The organism is Mycobacterium sp. ELW1 (assembly GCF_008329905.1).
Lineage (GTDB): Bacteria > Actinomycetota > Actinomycetes > Mycobacteriales > Mycobacteriaceae > Mycobacterium.
Genome location: NZ_CP032155.1, coordinates 5,376,706 through 5,396,205, shown reverse-complemented (window position 1 = coordinate 5,396,205; position 19,500 = coordinate 5,376,706). Strand labels below are relative to the sequence as shown.

Genomic DNA, 19,500 nt, shown 5'->3' with positions numbered 1-19,500 from the left:
GTATCGCCTGAGAATCAAGGAGGATTCTTCGTGGACTTCAGTCCGGACGAAGGGCAGCAGGCAGTCACCGACGTGGTGACGTCCGCACTCGAGCGGGACAACAGCTGGGACGCGCTGGTTTCTGGTGGCGTCGTGGCGTTCGGCGTCCCGGAGCGGCTCGGCGGTGACGGCCTCGGCTTGGCCGAGATCACCGCGGCGCTCACCCAGATCGGCAGATTCGGCAACATCAGTCCCGCGTTCGCGACCCTCGGTCTGGGACTGCTGCCGCTGCTGGACCTGGCGTCCGACTCTCAGCAGGATCGCTACCTGGCCGGAGTCGCCAAGGGTGCGGTGCTGACCGCGGCGCTCAACGAGCCGGGTCGTTCGTTGCCCGAGCGGCCCGAGACGCGGCTGACGGGCGGCAAGCTCAACGGCACCAAGATCGGCGTTCCCTTTGCCGAGCAGGCGGATTGGATCGTCGTGAGCACCGACAGCGGTGTGGTGGTCGTGTCGCCGACGGCGTCCGGCGTCAGCCTGGCGAAGACCCCGTCGGCGACGCACGCCGACGAATACGTCGTCACCTTCGCCGACACCCCGTCGACAGCGCAGACGTGTTGGGCGGCAGCGATTCCGTGCGGCGGATCAATCAGCTGGTGGTGGCCGCCGTCGGCGCCTACGCGTCCGGCTTGGTGGCAGGCGCGCTGCGGCTCACCGCCGACTACGTCGCCAACCGGCACCAGTTCGGCAAGCCGCTGTCGACCTTCCAGACCGTCGCCGCGCAGCTCGCCGAGATCTACATCGCCTCGCGAACCATCACGTTGGCGTCGACGGCGGTGTCCTGGGCACTGTCCGAGGGTCGCGATGCGACCGAAGACATTGACATCCTTGGCTACTGGGTGACTTCGCAGGCGCCACCGGTCATGCAACTGTGCCACCATCTGCACGGCGGCATGGGTATGGACATCACCTACCCGATGCACCGCTACTACTCGTCGATCAAAGATCTCACCCGGTTGTTGGGTGGCAAGGCACACCGTCTCGAACTGGTGGGAGCGTAAATGTTCATCGAGCTGACCCCCGAGCAGAAGCAGCTGCAAGCTGAACTGCGGGAATACTTTTCGAACCTCATCTCGCCTGAGGAAGCCCAGGCGATGGAGTCCGACCGGCACAACGAGGCCTACCGCGCGATCATCAAGCGGATGGGTTCCGACGGCAAGCTGGGTGTCGGCTGGCCCAAGGAGTACGGCGGCCTGGGCTACGGCCCCATCGAGCAGTCGATCTTCGTCAACGAGGCCCAGCGTGCCGACGTGCCGCTGCCCGCGGTGACGCTGCAGACCGTCGGACCGACCCTGCAGCAGTACGGGACCGACGCGCAGAAGAAGAAGTTCCTGCCGGCGATCCTGGCCGGTGAGGTGCACTTCGCGATCGGCTACAGCGAACCGGAGGCCGGTACCGATCTGGCCTCGCTGCGGACGTCGGCGGTCAAGCAGGGTGACGAGTACATCGTCAACGGCCAGAAGATGTGGACCACCGGCGGGCACGATGCCGACTACGTCTGGCTGGCCTGCCGCACCGATCCGGAAGCCGTGAAACACAAGGGCATCTCGATCCTGATCGTGGACACCAAAGATCCGGGCTACTCCTGGACGCCGGTCATCCTGTCCGACGGCGCCCACCACACCAACGCCACGTACTACAACGACGTGCGGGTGCCCGCCGACATGCTTGTCGGTGAAGAGAATGGCGGGTGGCGACTGATCACCACCCAGCTCAACAACGAGCGGGTCATGCTCGGACCGGCCGGCCGGTTCGCGGTGCTCTACGACAAGGTCCATTCGTGGGCGTCAAAGCCCGGTAGCAACGGGGACACCCCGCTTGACCATGCGGACGTCAAGCGCTCGCTGGGCGAGCTCAAGGCCATGTGGCGCATCAACGAACTGCTCAACTGGCAGGTCGCGGCGTCGGGCGAGGAGATCGACATCGCGGATGCGGCCGCCACCAAGGTCTTCGGTACCGAGCGCATCCAGTACGCGGGCCGACTCGCCGAGGAAATCGTTGCTGCACATGGCAATCCAGCCGATCCGGAGACCTCGGAGCTGATGGACTGGCTGGACAGCCAGACCAAGCGCAATCTGGTGATCACATTCGGTGGCGGAGTGAACGAGGTCATGCGAGAGATGATCGCGGCTGCCGGCCTGAAGGTGCCGAGGGTTCCGCGGTGAGCGCGGTCGACGACATCAAGGCAGCGGCCGAGCGGGTCAAGGCCGAAGGCAAGAGCAAGCCGCGGGTCGGCCGGCATCCGGTCAACCAGCCGATGATCGACCACTGGCTCGACGCGATCGGCGACAAGAACCCGATCTACGTCGACTCCGATGCCGCCAAGGCGGCCGGGCATCCCGGCCTGGTTGCCCCGCCGGCGATGATCCAGGTCTGGACGATGATGGGTCTGGGCGGTGTTCGCCCCGATGACGATCCGCTGGGCAAGATCCTCGAATTGTTCGACGAGGCAGGCTATATCGGCGTCGTCGCGACCAACTGCGAGCAGACTTACCACCGCTATCTGCGCCCCGGCGAAGAAGTCAGTGTCGCCGCCGAGCTGACCGACGTCGTCGGCCCCAAGCGCACCGCGTTGGGCGAGGCGTTCTTCATCACCCAGACCATCACCTGGTCGGTCGGTGACGAGGATGTCGCCGAGATGATGTGGCGCATCATGAAGTTCATCCCTGCTGATAAGTCCGAGGCAGCCCCCTCGTCGGTGCCGGATGACCTCGATGCCGATTCCGCCATGCGCCCGGCGTCATCGAAGGACACCAAGTTCTTCTGGGACGGCGTCAACGCGCACGAACTGCGCATCCAGAAGCGCGGCGACGGCACGCTGGTTCATCCGCCGGTGCCGGCGCTGTGGCTCGACAAGGAGCAGGAGACCGACTACGTCGTCGCCAGCGGCAACGGCACCGTCTTCAGCTTCGTGGTGCACCATGCACCGAAGGTGCCCGGCCGGACCCTGCCGTTCGTGATCGCGCTTGTCGAACTCTCCGAAGGCGTGCGGATGCTCGGTGAGCTGCGCAACGTCGATCCCTCTACCGTGAAGATCGGAATGCCCGTCCGCGCAATGTATATCGACTTCCCGGCCAACGACGTCGGCCCGGCCTGGACCAACTACGCGTGGGAGCCGGCCAAATGAGCGCGCCTGCAATCGAAGTCGGCACCAAGCTGCCGGAGCTGAAGTTCTACGGAGACCCGACGTTCATCGTCTCGACGGCGATCGCCACCCGGGACTACCAGGATGTCCACCACGACCGGGACAAGGCGCAGGCCAAGGGTTCCAAGGACATCTTCGTCAACATCCTCACCGACACCGGTCTGGTGCAGCGGTTCATCACCGACTGGGCCGGCCCGACCGCCGTGATCAAGTCGATCGGTCTGCGCCTGGGCGTGCCCTGGTACGCCTATGACACGGTGACGTTCTCGGGTGAGGTCACGGCAGTGGAGGACGGTTTGATCACGCTGAAGATCGTGGGCAGCAACAGTCTTGGTGATCACGTGATCGCCACCGCCACGCTGACGATCGGTGCCGCGTGATGCCGGGCGAGTTGAGCGGCAAGGCCGCGATCGTCGGCATCGGCGCCACCGACTTCTCGAAGAACTCCGGCCGCAGTGAGTTGCGGCTGGCGTCGGAGGCGGTGCTCGACGCCCTCGACGATGCGGGCCTGACGCCCGCCGACGTCGACGGCATGACCACGTTCACGATGGACTCGAACACCGAGGTCGCCATCGCGCGGGCCACCGGTATCGGCGATCTGAAGTTCTTCTCCAAGATCCACCACGGCGGCGGTGCGGCCTGTGCGACCGTGCAGCAGGCGGCGATCGCGGTGGCCACCGGTGTCGCGGATTGTGTTGTGGCATACCGGGCTTTCAACGAACGCTCCGGCATGCGCTTCGGTCAGGTGCAGATGCGACTGGTCGAGAACGCGGACTCCACCGGCGTGGACAACTCGTTCTCGTACCCGCACGGGCTGTCGACGCCGGCCGCGCAGGTCGCGATGATCGCCCAGCGCTACATGCACTACTCCGGTGCGACCAGCCGTGATTTCGGCGCGGTGTCGGTCGCGGATCGTAAGCACGCCGCCAACAACCCGAAGGCGTACTTCTACGAGAAGCCGATCACCATCGAGGACCATCAGAACTCGCGGTGGATCGCCGAGCCGCTGCGGCTGCTGGACTGCTGCCAGGAGACCGATGGTGGTGTGGCCCTGGTGATCGTCTCGGCTGAGCGTGCCAAGGACCTCAAGCACCGGCCCGCCATCATCGAGGCGGCGGCGCAGGGATCGAGCCCGAACCAGTACTCGATGACGAGCTACTACCGGCCTGAACTCGGGTTGCCCGAAATGGGCTTGGTGGGCAAGCAGATGTGGGCGCAGTCGGGTCTGACGCCGGCCGACATCCAGACCGCCATCCTCTACGACCACTTCACCCCCTTCACGCTGATTCAGTTGGAGGAGTTGGGTTTCTGCGAGCCGGGTGATGCGAAGGACTTCGTCAAGGACGGTGCGCTGGAGATCGGCGGACGGCTGCCGATCAACACTCACGGCGGTCAGCTCGGCGAGGCCTACATCCATGGGATGAACGGCATTGCCGAAGGGGTGCGCCAGCTGCGCGGCACTTCGGTGAACCAGGTGGACAACGTTGAGCACGTGCTCGTCACCGCCGGCACGGGCGTCCCGACGTCCGGCATCATCCTGGGCTGAGGCCTTTGACGCCGAGCGTAACGCCAGGGTGGAGAATCAACCGATTTCCCGCCGTGGCGTTACTGTCGGCGGCTTGTCGGTGGACGGCGGCACACTCCGGTCATGGAGGACGAGCCGTTCATCGGAAGCGAAGCGCTCAATGCCGGCCTGCTGACACGGCACCAGTTGCGAACACGATTCCGCGCGATCCATCAGGACGTCTACATCCCGGCCGGGGCTGAGCTCACTCCAGTACTAAGGGCCACGGCGTGCTGGTTGCGATCACGCCGGCGCGGCGTACTCGTCGGCTTTTCGGCGTCAGCTGTCCACGGCGCGAGGTGGATCGACAGCCGTCGCGCCGCAGAGATCAGCGATTCCAATCGTCGGCCGACACCGGGCGTGATCGCCCGTGCCTGCGGTATTGACGCCGACGAGATGTGCCGTAAGGCCGGGATGGCCGGCACCACTCCCGCGCGTACCGCGCTCGATCTTCTGTGCTGGTATCCGACGGATGTGGCGATCACGGCAGTGGATGCGTTGGCGCGCGCGACGCGCTTGAAGGTTGCCGACGTCGAGCTGTTGGCTGAACGGCATCAAGGCCGGCGAGGGATCGTCCGAGCGCGGGCCGCGCTTGATCTTGTCGACCCGGGCTCGGAGTCACCGAAGGAGACATGGCTGCGGTTGGTGATCGTCCGGGCGGGTTTCCCGCGACCGCAGACACAGATTCCGGTTCGCAACGAGTACGGCGTTCTGGTCGCCGAACTCGACATGGGTTACGAAGACCTGAAGATCGCATTCGAATACGAAGGCGCCCACCACCGCGTTGATCGTCGTCAGCGCGACCGGGACATTCGTCGCTTCGAAGACCTCGCCGAACTCGGTTGGCGGGTCATCCGTTTCACATCCGAGGACACACCTGGGACGGTCAGGCGCCGAGTGGCTGCGGCTGTGTCGCACCGACAGTAACGCCACGGCGGAAAATCCGGGGATTCCGCGCCGTGGCGTTACTGTCGAGCGGCCAAACTTTAGGACAGGTTGTTCTTGACCTGGGTGTCCTGCATCTTGGCGATGGCCAGCGCGGTTTCGTCCTGCACCGGATCGTTGGGTGCACTGGAGAATTCGATGTTCACCAGCGACTTGCCCTGGGTGAAGTACACCTCGGTGATGGCCTTCGTGCCGTCAGGCGACTTGCCCGCGGCGATGATGCCGTTGCCGCCGTCGCCGACGTCGGCGGGCTTCGGTGCGGCGTCAACTTCCTTGGGCAGCTCGGCCTTGGCGGAGTCCAGGGCCTTGAGCGCGCCTGCGGCGTCCTCGCTCACGACGATCGCGAAGACGATGGTTTCGTTCTTGCCAGGGTTCGTCATCGACTGGACGACGCCGTTCACACCATTGGGATTGATCTGCGGATCGCTGGCCACGAAGCTCGGATCGATATCGGAGGCCTTCAGCAGCAGTTTGCTGTAGTCACCGGCTGGGGCGGCGGCCGCGCTGGACGTCTCCGAAGCGGCGGACGATGAGCTCGAGGCGGCCGATGACGACGATGACGACGATGACGACGACGATTCGGACCCCTTGTCGTCGCTGCCGCAACCGACTGCGGCGGCACCCACGAGCAGGGCGGCGCCGACGAGGCCGACGGTCTTGGCGGGGGCAAGCTTCATAGGAAAGTCCTTTCGCGAAAGCACCAAAGTTTGCTTTGCCTAAGTTCCTACCCTGAAGCGCGCTGAAAATTTGACCTATCGACAAATTTGACGACGAGATCACACGACTTCGGAATCTGGCGGATGGGAAGACCCGGACCGAAACTCAGACCGGGATGAACTCCACGTCGGAGAGGATGACGGCATCGTCGCGGCCCGGAGCGGTGACGACGCCGACGTAGCCGCCGCCTTCCTTCCATGCGCTGACCTTGATGGTCTCACCCGGATAGCAGACCCCGGCGAACCGCGCGCCGTAGGTCTTCACAGCCGAAGCGTCGGAATCGAGCAGCGTGTCGACCAGCGCCTTGCAGGTCATCCCGTACGTGCACAGCCCGTGCAGGATCGGCTTGGGAAAGCCTGCCGCCGCGGCGAATTCGGGATCGGAGTGCAGCGGGTTGCGGTCTCCGCAGAGCCGGTACAACAGCGCCTGCTGTGGCAGCACCGGAACCGAGATCTCGAAGTCCGGTGCGCGGTCCGGGGCGGCCACCGATGTCGACGGGCCGCGCTCGCCGCCGAAGCCACCCTCGCCGCGGGCGAAGATCGACCGCTTGGTGGTCCACAGCAGTGCGCCGTCCGGGTCGGTCACCGTGGTCTCGCTGACGATGACGGCGGCCTTGCCCTTGTCCCAGATCTCGGTGAACCGCTGCACCGAGCGTGCGGTGCCGCTGGGCGGCAGCGGAGCGGGCACCGTCACCGCCTCGCTGGCGTGCAGCACCTTGCTCAGCTCGATCTCGATGCCGGGGAACTTCACCTCCGGCGGCTCGGTCATGTGGAAGCTGGCGGCCACGTTGCCGAAGGTGGGCAGCACCTGCGGGGTGCGGTCGACCAGGTAGCGCAACTCCTTGGGATCCATCGGATCCGCGCCCGCGCCGAGGCCCAGCTGATAGAGCTGCACATCGCTGCTCGTCCACGAGAACTCAACCGGCTCCAGCTCGGCACCGAGTGCGACGGACAGATCGATCGGCATGTCAGCCCTTCCCTGCAATGTGCAATGCCGCCAGGTAGCCGAACGCCATCGCGGGACCGATGGTGCCGCCCGGGCCGGGATAGGTGTGGCCCATCACCGGCGAGCTGACATTACCGGCCGCGTACAGGCCTTCGATCACCGAACCGTCGTCGCGCAGAGCCCGTCCGTTGACATCGGTGCGGACGCCGCCCTTGGTGCCGAGATCGCCGGGCACCAGCTTGGCGGCGTAGAACGGCCCGTGTTTGATCTCGCCGAGGTTGGGGTTGGGCTTGTTGGTCGGATCGCCGTAGTAGCGGTCGTAGGCGCTTTCGCCGCGGCGGAAGTCCTCGTCCTTACCGGAGCGAGCGAACCCGTTGAATCGCTGGACCGTCGCCAGGAATGCATCGGCGGGCAGTCCGGCGACCTTCGCCAGCTCCTCGAGGGTGTCGGCCTTGACGATGACGCCGGACTCCATCCACTTCTTCGGAATGCGTTGTCCTGGTTGCAGTCCGGCGAAGATGTACCGGTCCCGGTACTGCTGGTCGAAGACAAGCCAGGCCGGGACGTTCTCGCCGGGACCGGCGCCCTGCCCGTACTGGCCGCCGTACATGTGGTGGCAGGCCTCGACGTAGGGCATCGACTCGTTCATGAAGCGCTTGCCGGCCAGATTGACGATGATCGATCCGGGAGAGTTGCGCTCCGACAATGCGAACCACGGCGCGCCGACCAGCGGGACGGTGGGACCCCACCAGGCATCTTCCATCAGTTCCAGTGCCGCGCCCAGCTTTTCGGCGGCGACGATGCCGTCACCGGTGTTGGCCGCGGCCCCCACCGTCCACTCGGTGGTGATGGGTGCGCGCTGGTACTTGACCCGCATCTGCTCGTTGTGCTCGAACCCGCCGCTACCCAGGATGACGCCCCGGCGCGCGCGGATCAGTTGAGGGTCAGCGGCTTCCGGGCCGGTGGTGTCTCGGACGTAGATACCGCGGACCACGCCGTCCTCGACGTACAGATCGGTCAGCGCGGTGTTGAGCAGCACCGGAACACCGGCCTCGCGTAGGCCGATTCGCATCGGGGCGATCAACGCGCGGCCCATGCCCACCAGATTCTTGCCACGAGCGTTGGCCCACACTGTTCGGGCACCGACCTTCACGCTCCTCAACACACCGCGAGGATGGCGCTTGAGCTGATTGAGACGCATGTAATCCTGCTGCATCACAACGACATTGAGCGGGACCTTGCCGTATGCCGGCTCGAGGAACTTCTCGTCGGGCCCGAGCTTCTTGGCGTCGAACGGCTTGGGCTCGACCGAGCGTCCGCCTGGACGGCCCCCCGGCGCCTCCGGGTAGTAGTCGGAGTACCCGGGCACCCAGCACAACTTCAGCGGTGTGTGCTTGAGCACGAACGACAGCATCTCCGGCCCGCGTTCGAGGTAGGTGTCGATGCGCTCGGGCTCCACCACGTCGCCGATGATCGCGTGTAGATACGTACGCGCGGCTTCCTTGGTGTCGGTGACCCCGTCACGCTTGAGGATCTCGTTGTTGGGGATCCACACGCCGCCACCCGAGCGGGCGGTCGAGCCGCCGAAGTGCGCGGCCTTCTCGACGACGACTGTCGATAGTCCCTGGTGAGCGGCGGTAAGTGCGGCGACCATGCCGGCAGCACCGCTTCCGACGACGACGACGTCGAACTCCTGAGCTGTCATACTAGAACACGTTATAGAATTGCCCCGTCCGGGCGCTACTGACCCCTCCTTTCCGATCAGCGGAACGCTTACCCCACGGCGCTGCGGACGGCACTAGAATTGCCCGCACCGGGCGCCGTTCGCCCCGGTCACACCGACGATGGGACTCCCGGGAATGCTGAGCGTTTCGACGCGCGAAGAGCTTGCCGCCGACCTTGCCGAGGCGGAGCGCAGTCGCGTCCCGATGACGCCGTTGACGGCCAAATACCCCGATATCGACGTGGTCGACGCCTACGAAATCCAGCTGATCAACATTCGGCAGCGCATCGCCGAAGGCGCCCGGGTGGTCGGTCACAAGGTCGGCCTGTCGTCGGAGGCCATGCAGAAGATGATGGGCGTCGACGAGCCCGACTACGGCCATCTGCTGGCCGACATGGAGGTGTTCGAGGACCAGCCGGTTCCCGCGGGTCGCTTCCTGTTCCCGCGCGTCGAGGTCGAGGTCGGATTCATCCTCGCCGACGACCTGCCCGGTGCCGGGTGCACCGAGGACGACGTGCTGGCGGCCACCGCGGCGTTCGCCCCGGCGATCGAACTCATCGACACCCGGATCACGGACTGGAAGATCGCGCTGTGCGACACCATCGCCGACAACGCGTCGTCGGCGGGCTATGTACTCGGCAAGGAGCGCGTCTCGCCCAAAGACGTTGATATCAAGGGTATCGACGCGGTGCTCACCCGCAACGGTGAAGTGGTGGCCGAAGGCCGCAGCGACGCCGTGCTGGGCAATCCGGTCACCGCGGTCGCGTGGCTGGCCCGCAAGGTCGAGAGCTTCGGGGTGCGGCTGAAGGCAGGCGACATCGTCCTGCCGGGCTCGTGCACCCGGGCCATCGATTGCCGCCCCGGCGATCAGTTCGTCGCCGACTTCGCCGGGCTGGGTTCAGTCCGGCTGTCCTTCGAGTAACAGGAGGCTCTATATGGCCCAGAAGAGTTCGGTTGCCATTGTCGGGTCGGGCAACATCAGCACCGATCTGTTGTACAAGCTCCTTCGTTCGGAGTGGCTCGAGCCGCGCTGGATGATCGGCATCGATCCCGAGAGTGAGGGTCTGGCCCGGGCGCGCAAGCTCGGACTGGAGACCAGCCACGAGGGCGTGGACTGGCTGCTGGCGCAGTCGGAGAAGCCGGACCTGGTCTTCGAGGCCACCAGCGCCTATGTGCATCGGGCCGCCGCGCCCCGCTACGAAGAAGCCGGTATCCGCGCGATCGATCTGACCCCGGCCGCTGTCGGCCCCGGCGTGATCCCGCCGGCCAACCTGCGTGCGCACCTGGACGCCCCCAACGTCAACATGGTCACCTGCGGTGGCCAGGCCACGATCCCGATGGTCTACGCCGTCTCGCGTGTCGTGGACGTGCCCTACGCCGAGATCGTCGCGTCGGTGTCGTCGGCGTCGGCCGGCCCCGGTACCCGGGCCAACATCGACGAGTTCACCAAGACCACCAGTGCCGGTGTGGAGGTGATCGGCGGCGCGAAGCGCGGCAAGGCGATCATCATCCTGAATCCGGCTGATCCGCCAATGATCATGCGCGACACCATCTTCTGCGCGATCCCCGAGGACGCCGACCACGACGCGATCACCCAGTCCATCAAGGATGTGGTGGCCGAGGTGCAGACCTACGTGCCGGGCTACCGCTTGCTCAACGAGCCGCAGTTCGACGAGCCGTCGGTGGTCAACGGCGGCAACTTCGTCGTCACGACGTTCGTCGAAGTCGAGGGTGCGGGTGACTACCTGCCGCCGTACGCGGGAAACCTGGACATCATGACCGCCGCGGCCACCAAGGTCGGCGAGGAAATCGCGAAGGAACGGGCGTCGGCAGGAACGGGAGCGCAAGCATGAGTCGCGACATCGACGATGCAGAGCGAGGAACGAGCGATGAGGAGGAGTGGCGCCATGAGCTCTGAAGTTTGGTTCGACGCGAGCTGGGACGTCCGGATGACGGACACCTCGCTGCGCGACGGCAGCCACCACAAGCGCCATCAGTTCACTCTCGCCGAGGTCGGTGCCATCGTCGCCGCGCTCGATAACGCAGGCGTCCCGGTCATCGAGGTGACCCACGGTGACGGGCTGGGCGGCTCGAGCTTCAACTACGGGTTCTCCAAGACCCCCGAGCAGGAGCTGATCAAGCTCGCCGCCGAGACGGCCAAGGAAGCCAAGATCGCCTTCCTCATGCTGCCCGGTGTGGGCACCAAGGAAGACATCAAGGAGGCGCAGAACAACGGCGGCTCGATCTGCCGGATCGCCACCCACTGCACCGAGGCCGACGTGTCGATCCAGCACTTCGGGCTGGCCCGCGAGCTGGGGCTGGAGACCGTCGGGTTCCTGATGATGAGCCACACCATCTCTCCGGAGAAGCTTGCCGCGCAGGCGCGCATCATGGCCGATGCCGGCTGCCAGTGCGTCTATGTGGTGGATTCCGCCGGCGCGCTGGTGCTCGAAGGCGTGGCCGACCGGGTGGCCGCGCTGGTCGCCGAGCTCGGTGACGACGCTCAAGTCGGTTTTCATGGCCACGAGAATCTCGGCCTCGGCGTGGCCAACTCGGTCGAAGCCGTCCGCGCGGGCGCCAAGCAGATCGACGGGTCCTGCCGACGCTTCGGCGCCGGTGCCGGCAACGCGCCGGTCGAGGCGCTGGTCGGGGTGTTCGACAAGATCGGCGTCAAGACCGGTATCGACTTCTTCGAGATCGCCGACGCCGCCGAAGAGGTCGTCGCGCCCGCCATGCCGGCAGAGTGCCTGCTGGACCGCAACGCGCTGGTGATGGGTTACGCCGGGGTGTACTCCAGCTTCCTCAAGCACGCGGTTCGTCAGGGCGAGCGCTACGGCGTGCCCGCCCATGAGCTGTTGCTCCGCGTCGGCCAGCGCAAGCTGATCGGCGGCCAGGAGGATCAGCTGATCGACATCGCGCTGGAGATCAAGCGCGAGCAGGAAGCCGCCTCCTCTTCGTAAGGTGTCGTCGTCTCCGGGCACGATGGGGTCCATGACCGCGACCCGCGCTGACGCCCAGAAGATCCTCGAGCAGTTGGCCGGCCCGCAGGCGGTGCTGCGCGATGACCAGTGGACGGCCATCGAGGCTCTGGTGGTGCACCGGCGGCGGGCTCTGGTCGTGCAACGCACCGGCTGGGGCAAGTCGGCTGTCTACTTCGTCGCCGCCAAGTTGCTGCGTGAAGACGGCCGCGGGCCGACGGTGATCGTGTCACCACTGCTGGCTCTCATGCGTAACCAGGTGAGCGCCGCGCAGCGCGCGGGCGTTCGGGCGGCGACCATCAACTCCGGCAACGTCACCGAGTGGGACGACATCCACCGCCAAGTCGCCGACGGTGATCTCGACGTGCTGCTGGTCAGCCCGGAGCGGTTGAACAATCCGGAATTCCGCGTCCAGGTGCTGCCCTCGTTGGCCGCCGACGCAGGCTTGGTGGTGGTGGACGAGGCGCACTGCGTCTCCGACTGGGGACATGATTTCCGGCCGGACTACCGCCGTATCAGAACGTTGATCGCCGAATTGGGTTCCGGCGTACCGGTGTTGGCCACCACGGCGACGGCCAACGACCGGGTGGTCGGCGATGTGGCGGCCCAGCTGGGCGTCGGTGGCGGTGACACGCTGGTGCTGCGTGGCGGCCTGGACCGCGAGTCGCTTCATCTGTCGGTCGTGAAAATCCCCACCGCTGCCGGGCGCGCGGCCTGGATTGCGGCGCAGCTCAGTTCGCTGGAGGGGTCCGGCATCATCTACACCCTGACCGTCGCCGCCGCTCGCGATCTGGCGGTGGTCCTGCGGGAGCAGGGTCATCAGGTTGCCGCCTACACCGGCGCCTCCGACCCCGCTGAGCGGGAGCAGATGGAGGTCGACCTCCTCGATAACCGGGTCAAGGCCCTGGTGGCCACCTCCGCGCTCGGCATGGGATTCGACAAACCCGATCTGGGTTTCGTCATCCACCTCGGGGCACCGCAGTCACCGATCGCGTACTACCAGCAGGTGGGGCGCGCCGGCCGCGCCACCGCCCGCGCCGAGGTGATCCTGCTTCCCGGGCGTGAGGACGCCGAGATATGGAGCTATTTCGCCTCTGTCGCATTCCCGCCGGAAGCATTGGTGCGCAAGGTGATCAGCGCACTGGAGCCGGATCGTCCGCTGTCGACACCCGCGCTGGAACCGCTCGTCGACCTGGGCCGCAACCGGCTCGAGATGGTGCTCAAGGTGCTCGATGTCGACGGCGCGGTGCAACGGGTGAAGGGCGGCTGGATCGGTACCGGCCAGCAGTGGACCTATGACGAAGAGCGTTATCGGACGCTGGACGCGGCCCGGCGCCGCGAACAGCAGGCCATGCTCGACTATCAGAACTCGACGAGCTGCCGGATGGCTTTCCTCCGTGCGCAATTGGACGATCCGGAACTGTCAGCACAGGATCGCTGCGGCCGGTGCGACAACTGCGCCGGATCCCGGTTCATCGCCGATGTCGACGAGAGTGCGCTCGTCGCGGCCAACGACCGGCTGCAGCAGTGCGGTGTCGAGCTGGCGCCGCGGCGGATATGGCCCACCGGCATGGCCAAACTCGGGGTCGACGTGAGCGGTCGTATCGACGACGGGCCGCTGGAGGGCCGCGCGATCGGGCGGCTCACAGATCTGGGCTGGGGCACCCGGTTGCGCCGGCTGCTGGATGCGCCGGACGGTCCGGTCCCCGACGAGTTCGTCCGCGCCGCGTTCGCCGTATTGGCGGACTGGCCGTGGGATACCCGACCCGAGGCCGTCATGGGACTCGACTCGTCGAGTCATCCGATCCTGATCCGTTCCGTCGTCGAACGTCTGGGGCAAGCGGGGCGGCTGACGGATCTGGGAACACTTCACTACCGCCCGACGCGGCGGCCGGTTACGGCCGTGAACTCGGCCTACCGGGTCGCGGCGTTGCACGACGCCTGGCAGGAGCCCGACTTCACTGCACTGCAGCAGGTTCCGCGGGCGGTGCTTCTGGTCGACGACCTCACCGACACCGGCTGGACGTTCACCACCGCGGCGCGCTGCCTGCGTCGGGCCGGTGTGTCGGAAGTACTGCCGTTCGCGCTCGCAGGCGTCAGTTAAACACTGCTCGGCGTCTTGTCGAAATACACCGTGTAGGTGGAATCGCCTCCCGGCGTGGAGATCTCGTGCTGCTGACTCAGGCCGTCCGACCACCGGTTGAAGATCAATTGCCCGTCGACGACTGTCTGCGGAGAGCCCGCGTCGAGGTGTCGCACGACGCCGACGACTGCCTGCTGGCTGAACGTACCCGTGTGCGGAATGCCGTCGATGGTGTACACCGCGGCCGGGTCGTTGCTGGTGAACGTCAATGTCACGAGGTTGGGTTTGATGTTCACCGTCTTCGTCGTCGACAGTCCACTGCTGTCGGTGACGGTGAGGCTGATCTCGTACCACGTGGTGGCCACGTTGTGTTCGTTGGTGGCGAGCGACACGGTGCCGCTGGGTCCGACGACGCTGTCCACGTAGGGGTGGATGTGGTCGGCGTGGTGGAAGATCACCCGCCAGTTGTAGGCGCTGTCAGGCAGGGCGCCGTCCTCCGCGTCGGTGGCCGTGGCGCTGAAGCTGATGACGTCACCGGCGTTGTAGTGCGAGTCGTTGATCGGGGTCAGGATCTGCACATCCGGCGGTGTGCTGCCGACGACGACCTTCTGGCTCGCGGTGTTGGTCCGCTGCCCGTCACTGACTGTGAGCGTGACGGTGTAACTGCCGTCGGTGTTGTAGGTGCGCACCGGGTTCGCGGCCGCTGACGTGCCGCCGTCCCCGAAGTCCCAGTTGTAGCTCAGTGTGGTCCCCGGATCTGGATCGCTGGAGCCTGCGGAGGAGAACTGCACGCTCAACGGGGAGTACCCGTTGGTCGGGGTCGCGGTCAGAACGGCTGTGGGAGCGCGGTTTCCGCCGGACGCCGCGATCCGGTACAGCTCTCCGGGATAGATGTTGAGCTGATACAGATTGCCGTCCGGACCCTGCCGCATCTGCACAGTCGTGCCTGCGTCGGTGTCCAGGAGCTGTTCGCCGATCACATTGGTGTAGGTGGAGTCGAAGGTCAGCGCCTTGAGCCAGTGCAGCGTGTAGTCGGCGACGAATACTTTGTTCTGGTACTCGGCCGGTAGCGCGGTGCCGGTGTACACGATCACCGAGGTGATCGAACCCGCGCGGCCCGGCGGGGGAGTGTGCGGGTAGGCGTAGACCGGATTGTCGTAGGCGCAACTCGTACAGGGCCCCTCCTGAACCGGCCAGCCGTAGTTGCCGCCCGCGACGACGTTGTTGAGCTCTTCCCAGGATTCGTCGCCGACGTCGCCCACCAGCAGCTGGCCGGTGGGGGTGAACGTCATCCGGAACGGGTTGCGCATGCCCAGCGCGTAGATCTCCTGGCGCGCGCCGGGGGTGTTGTAGAACGGATTGTCCTGCGGGATGGTGCCGTCCGGATTGATCCGAAGAATTTTGCCGAAGATGTTCGACAAGTCCTGGCCGTTGGTGTTCAGGCTGTCATCGCCCATCGCGAAATAGATCTTGCCGTCGGGCCCGAACGCCATGGTGTTGCCCTGATGCATCGATCCGGTTTGCACCGAATCGATCAGCACCTTCTCGGATTTCGGATCAACGGTGTCGTTGACCATGGTGAATCGTGACAGTCGGGCGTGGGAGTCGGTCGAGTTGTAGGTGGTATAGAGGTAGCCGTTGTGCACGAAATCCGGGTCCAGTTCGAACGCGTCCGACGGCTGGATCTGACCGACTTTGACGGCGGTCGCGCCGTCGGTGTTGGGGGCGATCTTGAGCGAGCCGTCGCGCTGCAGAATCAGGATGCGGCCGTCCGGAAGGAACTGGAAGTCAGTCGGCTGATCCAGCCCGGAGGTGATCGTGGTGCGGTCCAGGTCGGCTGGAAGTGGCTGGGATTGAACGGGGTTGGCGCACCGAATCAGGTCTTGCGAGGCGAAGGTGAGCCGGTCGAGCACGAGTGCGAGCTGTTTGTTGACGACCGCAACGGCATGGGCGATCGGCGGGATGGCAAGGATCTGGTTGATGCCACGGCGCGCGAACTCGGCAACGGCCGCCAACACCGGATTATCGACTGGTGGCAAGGCGGGACCGCCACCACTCTGCTCGCCGCCGACGGCCTTGCCAATGGTCTCGAGCACTCGCATGACGAGCTTGCACGCGCAAACCTTCACCGGCTGAAGCAGATTGGCCAAAGGGTTGCCCGGTGACGGTGCCGTCGACGTCGGCTTTCCGCTGTGCCCGGTGTCATCGAGGCCGGGCCCGAACGCCAACGAGGCCGTGCCGGGTTCCCCGGTCTGCGCGGCCGCCGGCACCGTGCGGGCTGACATCCGCCCTGGAGTGGTTGCCGCCGAGGCTGTTTGGCCGGTGCGCACGCGCGGCGGCACCACGCCGGCGGGCGTGGCGGGGTGCCCTTGCCCGCGGCGGGCCGAGCCGGTGCCGTGGGAGCGCGCGCTGCCGGCGCTGTGCCCTGTTCCGCTGTCAGCTCGTGGTGGTGAACTCGACGTGGAGTCGTCGGCCCAGGCGGTGGGCGTGCCGTAGCCCAATCCCATGCCGATCCCCAGGGCCACGGCCAAAGTCCCCACCCTGCCGACATACTGCGCGTATCCGTGCGATCCCATACAACTGCCCCCCCAGGCTTGCTGTGTAGGGGAATCGTCGGTCGCGCAGCGCTGGGCGAATGCAGTAGCGCGCTACTGAATTTTTGCGCTCGCCGACACCGGCCTACGCAACGCCGCCGGTAACGCGGTGCGGTACCGGCGCGACGTTCCTTTCAGTGGCTGTGCGGCCGTACTGCTGCGCGCCGTGAAGGGAGAACCCAATGTCCATACGTCGTGCCGTTATGGCAGTGCTGGCCGCGGGTGCGGCCGGCGCGGTTGTGTCGATGCCGTCCGCTGTTGCCGATCCCGCGCCCGCGCCTGCCCCTGCGGCGGCAACCGACTGCTCGGCAGCGGGTCTGTCGGCCACGATCAGCTCGGTGACCAAGAATCTCTCCGACTACTTCGCCGTACATCCGGACGCCAATGAGGCGCTGCTCGACGCCACCCGGCAGTCGGCTTTCAGCGCGGTCGGGGCGTTCAACACCTACTTCAACGACCACCCGGACCAGGCCAATGACATCCGGGCCATCAAGGCGCCGCTGGTGGACTTCAAGGACCGGTGCGGCCTGCAGGTGGAGCCCGCCGAAGCGCTGGTCGTCATCGGCGAGCTGTAGTCGCTGCCGTCGGGGCTGGGGCCCGCGAGATCACCACTGCGGTTTGGTGCCGCCCAGTTGCATGGTGAGCGCGTCTGCGGTTGCCACCAAACCTTTTGCATGCTTGGCGATTTCGAAATCGGTGAGCGCCCGCCCGATCTGAAGTGACACCACCATCGCCTGCCGGTGGTGGTGGTCGTAGACGGGTGCGGAGATGACGCTGACGTCGTGCCGCTGGCGTGACCCCGGCCCCTCGGCTTCGCTTCGCAGGTACACCCGCTCACCGATATCGGAGATCAATTCGCCCAGCAGGGCTCGCAGTTCGTCGGGCATCGAGCTGGACATGCCCGCCATCAGCGCGTACAGCCGCCGGCCACCGGGGGTGAGTCGTTCGACGAGGTATCCCGCGGTCCGGCATTCGGCGATGACGCGGTCCAGCCGCTCCGTCTCCGTCCGCAGCGGAATGGTCGGCGCGCGGCCGAGCCAGCCGCGCAGTGCTTCGTCGTCCCACAGCACGAACATCAGGCCCACCGGCGGGGCGAATGGGTAGCTCTGCCCGACCCGCACTCCGACATCGGAACCGGGTGGTCCGACCAACTCGAGCAGCGTGATCCGGTCGTCCACGACGCCGGCCAGCGCCGCTGTGGTCTCGAAAGTCTTCGACAGCCTGCTGAGTTCGGCGCGCGCCGCCGGATTGACCCGCAACGACTCCTGAGCGAGGTGGCCGAGCGTGATCAGGCTGGGCCCCAGCCGGTAGGTCTTGTCGGCCGCGTCCCGCACGAGGTAGCCCGACTCGGTCAGCGTCGTGACGATGCCGAGGCAGGTCGGCTTGGCAAGCTGCAATCTCCGGGAGAGTTCCGACAGGCCGAACTTGTCCTGCGGGTGCTTGGCCAGGAAGTCCAGGATCGCCACCACGCGTTGCGTGGGGGGCGATGATCGACCAGATATGGAACCGTCCGGCATTGCAAAATCCTACCTCTGCGTTCCATATATGGAACACCATGTTGGTTGACGGAGATTAGAACACGTTCTAGTCTCAGTCCCAACAACGTACCAGTGCGGTCCAATTTTGAAACGCGAGGCGGTCATGTACACACAGCCCTTGGTGGACGCCATTGCCGAGTCCGAACGTCTGGTGAAGGAAGCCGACTTCATCGAGAGCGAGGCGGATCTGCTCGAGGGCCTGCAGTATCTGGCCGGCTGTGTCGCGGCCTGCACGCACGTCGCCTTCGACTACGACCGCGACCATCCCTTCCTGCACTCCGGCACCGGCCCGTTCACCAAGATGGGCTTGGACAATCCGGACACCATGTACTTCGGCACCAGGGTGGTGGCCGGCAACGAGTACGTCGTCACAGGTAAGCGCGGGACCACCACCGACGTCAGCTTCCAGTTGCTCGGGGGCGAATACACCGACGAAGTGGTTCCGGACAGCGAAACCGCGTTCGACGACCGCAAGCTCGACATCGCCGCCGACGGCACCTTCGAGTGGCGATTCACCCCGGATAGCAACGCGCAGCTCGTCATTCGTGAGGTGTACAACGACTGGTCGGCAGAGCGAGGCAGCTTCGCGATCGCGCGGACGGACACCGCGGGCACCGCGCCGCCGGCGCTGACCAAAGAGCTGATCGAAAGGCGCTGGGCGACAGCGGGAAAGCAGCTCGTGCAACGCGTCAAGACGTGGCTGCAGTTCCCCAAATGGTTCTACGACAACCTGCCGGTCAACACGCTGACCGCACCGCGGCTCACCCCGGGCGGCTTGGCCACCCAGTACTCATCGGTCGGGCACTACGACATCACTGCCGATCAGGCGATCATCATCACGCTGCCGGTCACCGACGCCCCGTACCTCGGCTTCCAGCTCGGCAGCCTCTGGTACATCTCGCTGGATTACATCAACCACCAGACCTCGCTCAATGGGACTCAGGCGCAGGCTGATCCGGATGGCAAGATCCGTATCGTCGTCGCCGACAAGAGCCCCGGGGTGACCAACTGGGTCGAGACGCTCGGGCATGGCAAGGGCTACCTGCAGTTCCGCTGGCAGCGAGTGTCGCGCGCATTGACCGAGGCAGACGGCCCGACGATGGAGATCGTCGATCTCGGCGAAGTCGCGGGAAAGCTGCCCTACTACGAGCAGAACAAGATCTCCGAAGACGACTGGCGTGAGCGAATCGCACTGCGTCAGAAACTAATTGGCAACAGGATGGTGGGGTAAA

Annotated in this window: 16 protein-coding genes and 1 pseudogene; 12 read left to right on the top strand and 5 right to left on the bottom strand. The window is 65.8% G+C overall.

Annotated elements, in window-relative coordinates:
• Positions 1-30 precede the first annotated feature (30 nt).
• The 6 genes and pseudogenes from D3H54_RS25845 to D3H54_RS25820 all read left to right on the top strand — a co-directional run bounded on the left by D3H54_RS25845 (position 31) and on the right by D3H54_RS25820 (position 5,672).
• Positions 31-1,037, top strand: a pseudogene (locus D3H54_RS25845) (acyl-CoA dehydrogenase family protein).
• The gene (gene fadE29, locus D3H54_RS25840; protein WP_149382409.1) at positions 1,038-2,201 is read left to right on the top strand and encodes an acyl-CoA dehydrogenase FadE29; all 1,164 of its coding nucleotides are present in this window, start codon (positions 1,038-1,040) and stop codon (positions 2,199-2,201) included. It abuts the pseudogene before it with no gap.
• Complete coding sequence (locus D3H54_RS25835; RefSeq protein WP_149382407.1) at positions 2,198-3,163, top strand: bifunctional MaoC family dehydratase N-terminal/OB-fold nucleic acid binding domain-containing protein; 966 nt, start codon at positions 2,198-2,200, stop codon at positions 3,161-3,163. Before fadE29 ends, D3H54_RS25835 begins: the two co-directional genes overlap by 4 nt.
• Positions 3,160-3,561 carry a MaoC family dehydratase gene (locus D3H54_RS25830; protein ID WP_083118739.1) on the top strand — a complete coding sequence of 134 codons (402 nt, stop codon included), beginning with the start codon at positions 3,160-3,162 and terminating at the stop codon, positions 3,559-3,561. Before D3H54_RS25835 ends, D3H54_RS25830 begins: the two co-directional genes overlap by 4 nt.
• Positions 3,561-4,727 (top strand): 17-hydroxy-3-oxo-4-pregnene-20-carboxyl-CoA lyase, encoded by a 1,167-nt coding sequence (gene ltp2 / locus D3H54_RS25825; protein ID WP_083118738.1) that lies wholly within the window; start codon positions 3,561-3,563, stop codon positions 4,725-4,727. The genes D3H54_RS25830 and ltp2 overlap by 1 nt, the downstream gene beginning before the upstream one ends.
• Before the next feature lie 102 nt (positions 4,728-4,829).
• Complete coding sequence (locus D3H54_RS25820; RefSeq protein WP_149382405.1) at positions 4,830-5,672, top strand: putative endonuclease domain-containing protein; 843 nt, start codon at positions 4,830-4,832, stop codon at positions 5,670-5,672.
• 59 nt (positions 5,673-5,731) lie between these two features.
• Here the strand turns inward: D3H54_RS25820 and D3H54_RS25815 are convergent, their stop codons facing one another.
• The 3 genes from D3H54_RS25815 to kstD all read right to left on the bottom strand — a co-directional run bounded on the left by D3H54_RS25815 (position 5,732) and on the right by kstD (position 9,057).
• Positions 5,732-6,367 carry a hypothetical protein gene (locus tag D3H54_RS25815; RefSeq protein ID WP_149382403.1) on the bottom strand — a complete coding sequence of 212 codons (636 nt, stop codon included), beginning with the start codon at positions 6,365-6,367 and terminating at the stop codon, positions 5,732-5,734.
• A gap of 145 nt (positions 6,368-6,512) precedes the next feature.
• Entirely contained in the window at positions 6,513-7,373 is an 861-nt protein-coding gene (gene chsH3, locus D3H54_RS25810) for an enoyl-CoA hydratase ChsH3 (protein WP_149382401.1), read from the bottom strand.
• 1 nt (position 7,374) lies between these two features.
• The gene (kstD, locus tag D3H54_RS25805) at positions 7,375-9,057 is read right to left on the bottom strand and encodes a 3-oxosteroid 1-dehydrogenase (protein ID WP_149382399.1); all 1,683 of its coding nucleotides are present in this window, start codon (positions 9,055-9,057) and stop codon (positions 7,375-7,377) included.
• Between the two features lie 154 nt (positions 9,058-9,211).
• Here kstD and D3H54_RS25800 point away from each other — a divergent pair, with 154 nt between their 5' ends.
• The 4 genes from D3H54_RS25800 to D3H54_RS25785 are packed head-to-tail and all read left to right on the top strand — an operon-like array spanning position 9,212 to position 14,157.
• Positions 9,212-9,997 (top strand): 2-keto-4-pentenoate hydratase, encoded by a 786-nt coding sequence (locus D3H54_RS25800; RefSeq protein WP_149382397.1) that lies wholly within the window; start codon positions 9,212-9,214, stop codon positions 9,995-9,997.
• Between the two features lie 13 nt (positions 9,998-10,010).
• Positions 10,011-10,928 (top strand): acetaldehyde dehydrogenase (acetylating), encoded by a 918-nt coding sequence (locus tag D3H54_RS25795; RefSeq protein WP_149382395.1) that lies wholly within the window; start codon positions 10,011-10,013, stop codon positions 10,926-10,928.
• 54 nt (positions 10,929-10,982) lie between these two features.
• On the top strand, positions 10,983-12,035 hold the full coding sequence (gene dmpG / locus D3H54_RS25790) for a 4-hydroxy-2-oxovalerate aldolase (protein ID WP_149382393.1): 1,053 nt from the start codon (positions 10,983-10,985) through the stop codon (positions 12,033-12,035).
• A gap of 31 nt (positions 12,036-12,066) precedes the next feature.
• Complete coding sequence (locus D3H54_RS25785) at positions 12,067-14,157, top strand: RecQ family ATP-dependent DNA helicase (protein ID WP_149382391.1); 2,091 nt, start codon at positions 12,067-12,069, stop codon at positions 14,155-14,157.
• Here the strand turns inward: D3H54_RS25785 and D3H54_RS25780 are convergent.
• The gene (locus D3H54_RS25780; RefSeq protein WP_286199326.1) at positions 14,154-16,661 is read right to left on the bottom strand and encodes a PQQ-dependent sugar dehydrogenase; all 2,508 of its coding nucleotides are present in this window, start codon (positions 16,659-16,661) and stop codon (positions 14,154-14,156) included. The two genes, D3H54_RS25785 and D3H54_RS25780, sit on opposite strands and share 4 nt — an antisense overlap.
• 251 nt (positions 16,662-16,912) lie before the next feature.
• On the opposite strand from D3H54_RS25780, the gene D3H54_RS25775 reads away from it, so the two are divergent.
• Positions 16,913-17,305: a hemophore-related protein gene (locus tag D3H54_RS25775; RefSeq protein ID WP_149382388.1), complete on the top strand. Its 393-nt coding sequence runs from the start codon at positions 16,913-16,915 to the stop codon at positions 17,303-17,305.
• Between the two features lie 30 nt (positions 17,306-17,335).
• Here D3H54_RS25775 and D3H54_RS25770 read toward each other — a convergent pair whose 3' ends face one another.
• Entirely contained in the window at positions 17,336-18,247 is a 912-nt protein-coding gene (locus D3H54_RS25770) for an IclR family transcriptional regulator (protein WP_149382386.1), read from the bottom strand.
• Between the two features lie 124 nt (positions 18,248-18,371).
• On the opposite strand from D3H54_RS25770, the gene D3H54_RS25765 reads away from it, so the two are divergent.
• Positions 18,372-19,499 carry a hypothetical protein gene (locus D3H54_RS25765; protein WP_149382384.1) on the top strand — a complete coding sequence of 376 codons (1,128 nt, stop codon included), beginning with the start codon at positions 18,372-18,374 and terminating at the stop codon, positions 19,497-19,499.
• Position 19,500: the final 1 nt, after the last annotated feature.

What these genes read in the sequence shown, in the direction of transcription:
- fadE29 (WP_149382409.1), top strand. Translation starts at nt 1,038, where the DNA reads ATGTTCATCGAGCTGACCCCCGAGCAGAAGCAGCTGCAAGCTGAACTG.
- D3H54_RS25830 (WP_083118739.1), top strand. Translation starts at nt 3,160, where the DNA reads ATGAGCGCGCCTGCAATCGAAGTCGGCACCAAGCTGCCGGAGCTGAAG.
- ltp2 (WP_083118738.1), top strand. Translation starts at nt 3,561, where the DNA reads ATGCCGGGCGAGTTGAGCGGCAAGGCCGCGATCGTCGGCATCGGCGCC.
- D3H54_RS25820 (WP_149382405.1), top strand. Translation starts at nt 4,830, where the DNA reads ATGGAGGACGAGCCGTTCATCGGAAGCGAAGCGCTCAATGCCGGCCTG.
- D3H54_RS25815 (WP_149382403.1), bottom strand. Translation starts at nt 6,367, where the DNA reads ATGAAGCTTGCCCCCGCCAAGACCGTCGGCCTCGTCGGCGCCGCCCTG.
- chsH3 (WP_149382401.1), bottom strand. Translation starts at nt 7,373, where the DNA reads ATGCCGATCGATCTGTCCGTCGCACTCGGTGCCGAGCTGGAGCCGGTT.
- kstD (WP_149382399.1), bottom strand. Translation starts at nt 9,057, where the DNA reads ATGACAGCTCAGGAGTTCGACGTCGTCGTCGTCGGAAGCGGTGCTGCC.
- D3H54_RS25800 (WP_149382397.1), top strand. Translation starts at nt 9,212, where the DNA reads ATGCTGAGCGTTTCGACGCGCGAAGAGCTTGCCGCCGACCTTGCCGAG.
- D3H54_RS25795 (WP_149382395.1), top strand. Translation starts at nt 10,011, where the DNA reads ATGGCCCAGAAGAGTTCGGTTGCCATTGTCGGGTCGGGCAACATCAGC.
- dmpG (WP_149382393.1), top strand. Translation starts at nt 10,983, where the DNA reads ATGAGCTCTGAAGTTTGGTTCGACGCGAGCTGGGACGTCCGGATGACG.
- D3H54_RS25785 (WP_149382391.1), top strand. Translation starts at nt 12,067, where the DNA reads ATGACCGCGACCCGCGCTGACGCCCAGAAGATCCTCGAGCAGTTGGCC.
- D3H54_RS25775 (WP_149382388.1), top strand. Translation starts at nt 16,913, where the DNA reads ATGTCCATACGTCGTGCCGTTATGGCAGTGCTGGCCGCGGGTGCGGCC.
- D3H54_RS25770 (WP_149382386.1), bottom strand. Translation starts at nt 18,247, where the DNA reads ATGCCGGACGGTTCCATATCTGGTCGATCATCGCCCCCCACGCAACGC.
- D3H54_RS25765 (WP_149382384.1), top strand. Translation starts at nt 18,372, where the DNA reads ATGTACACACAGCCCTTGGTGGACGCCATTGCCGAGTCCGAACGTCTG.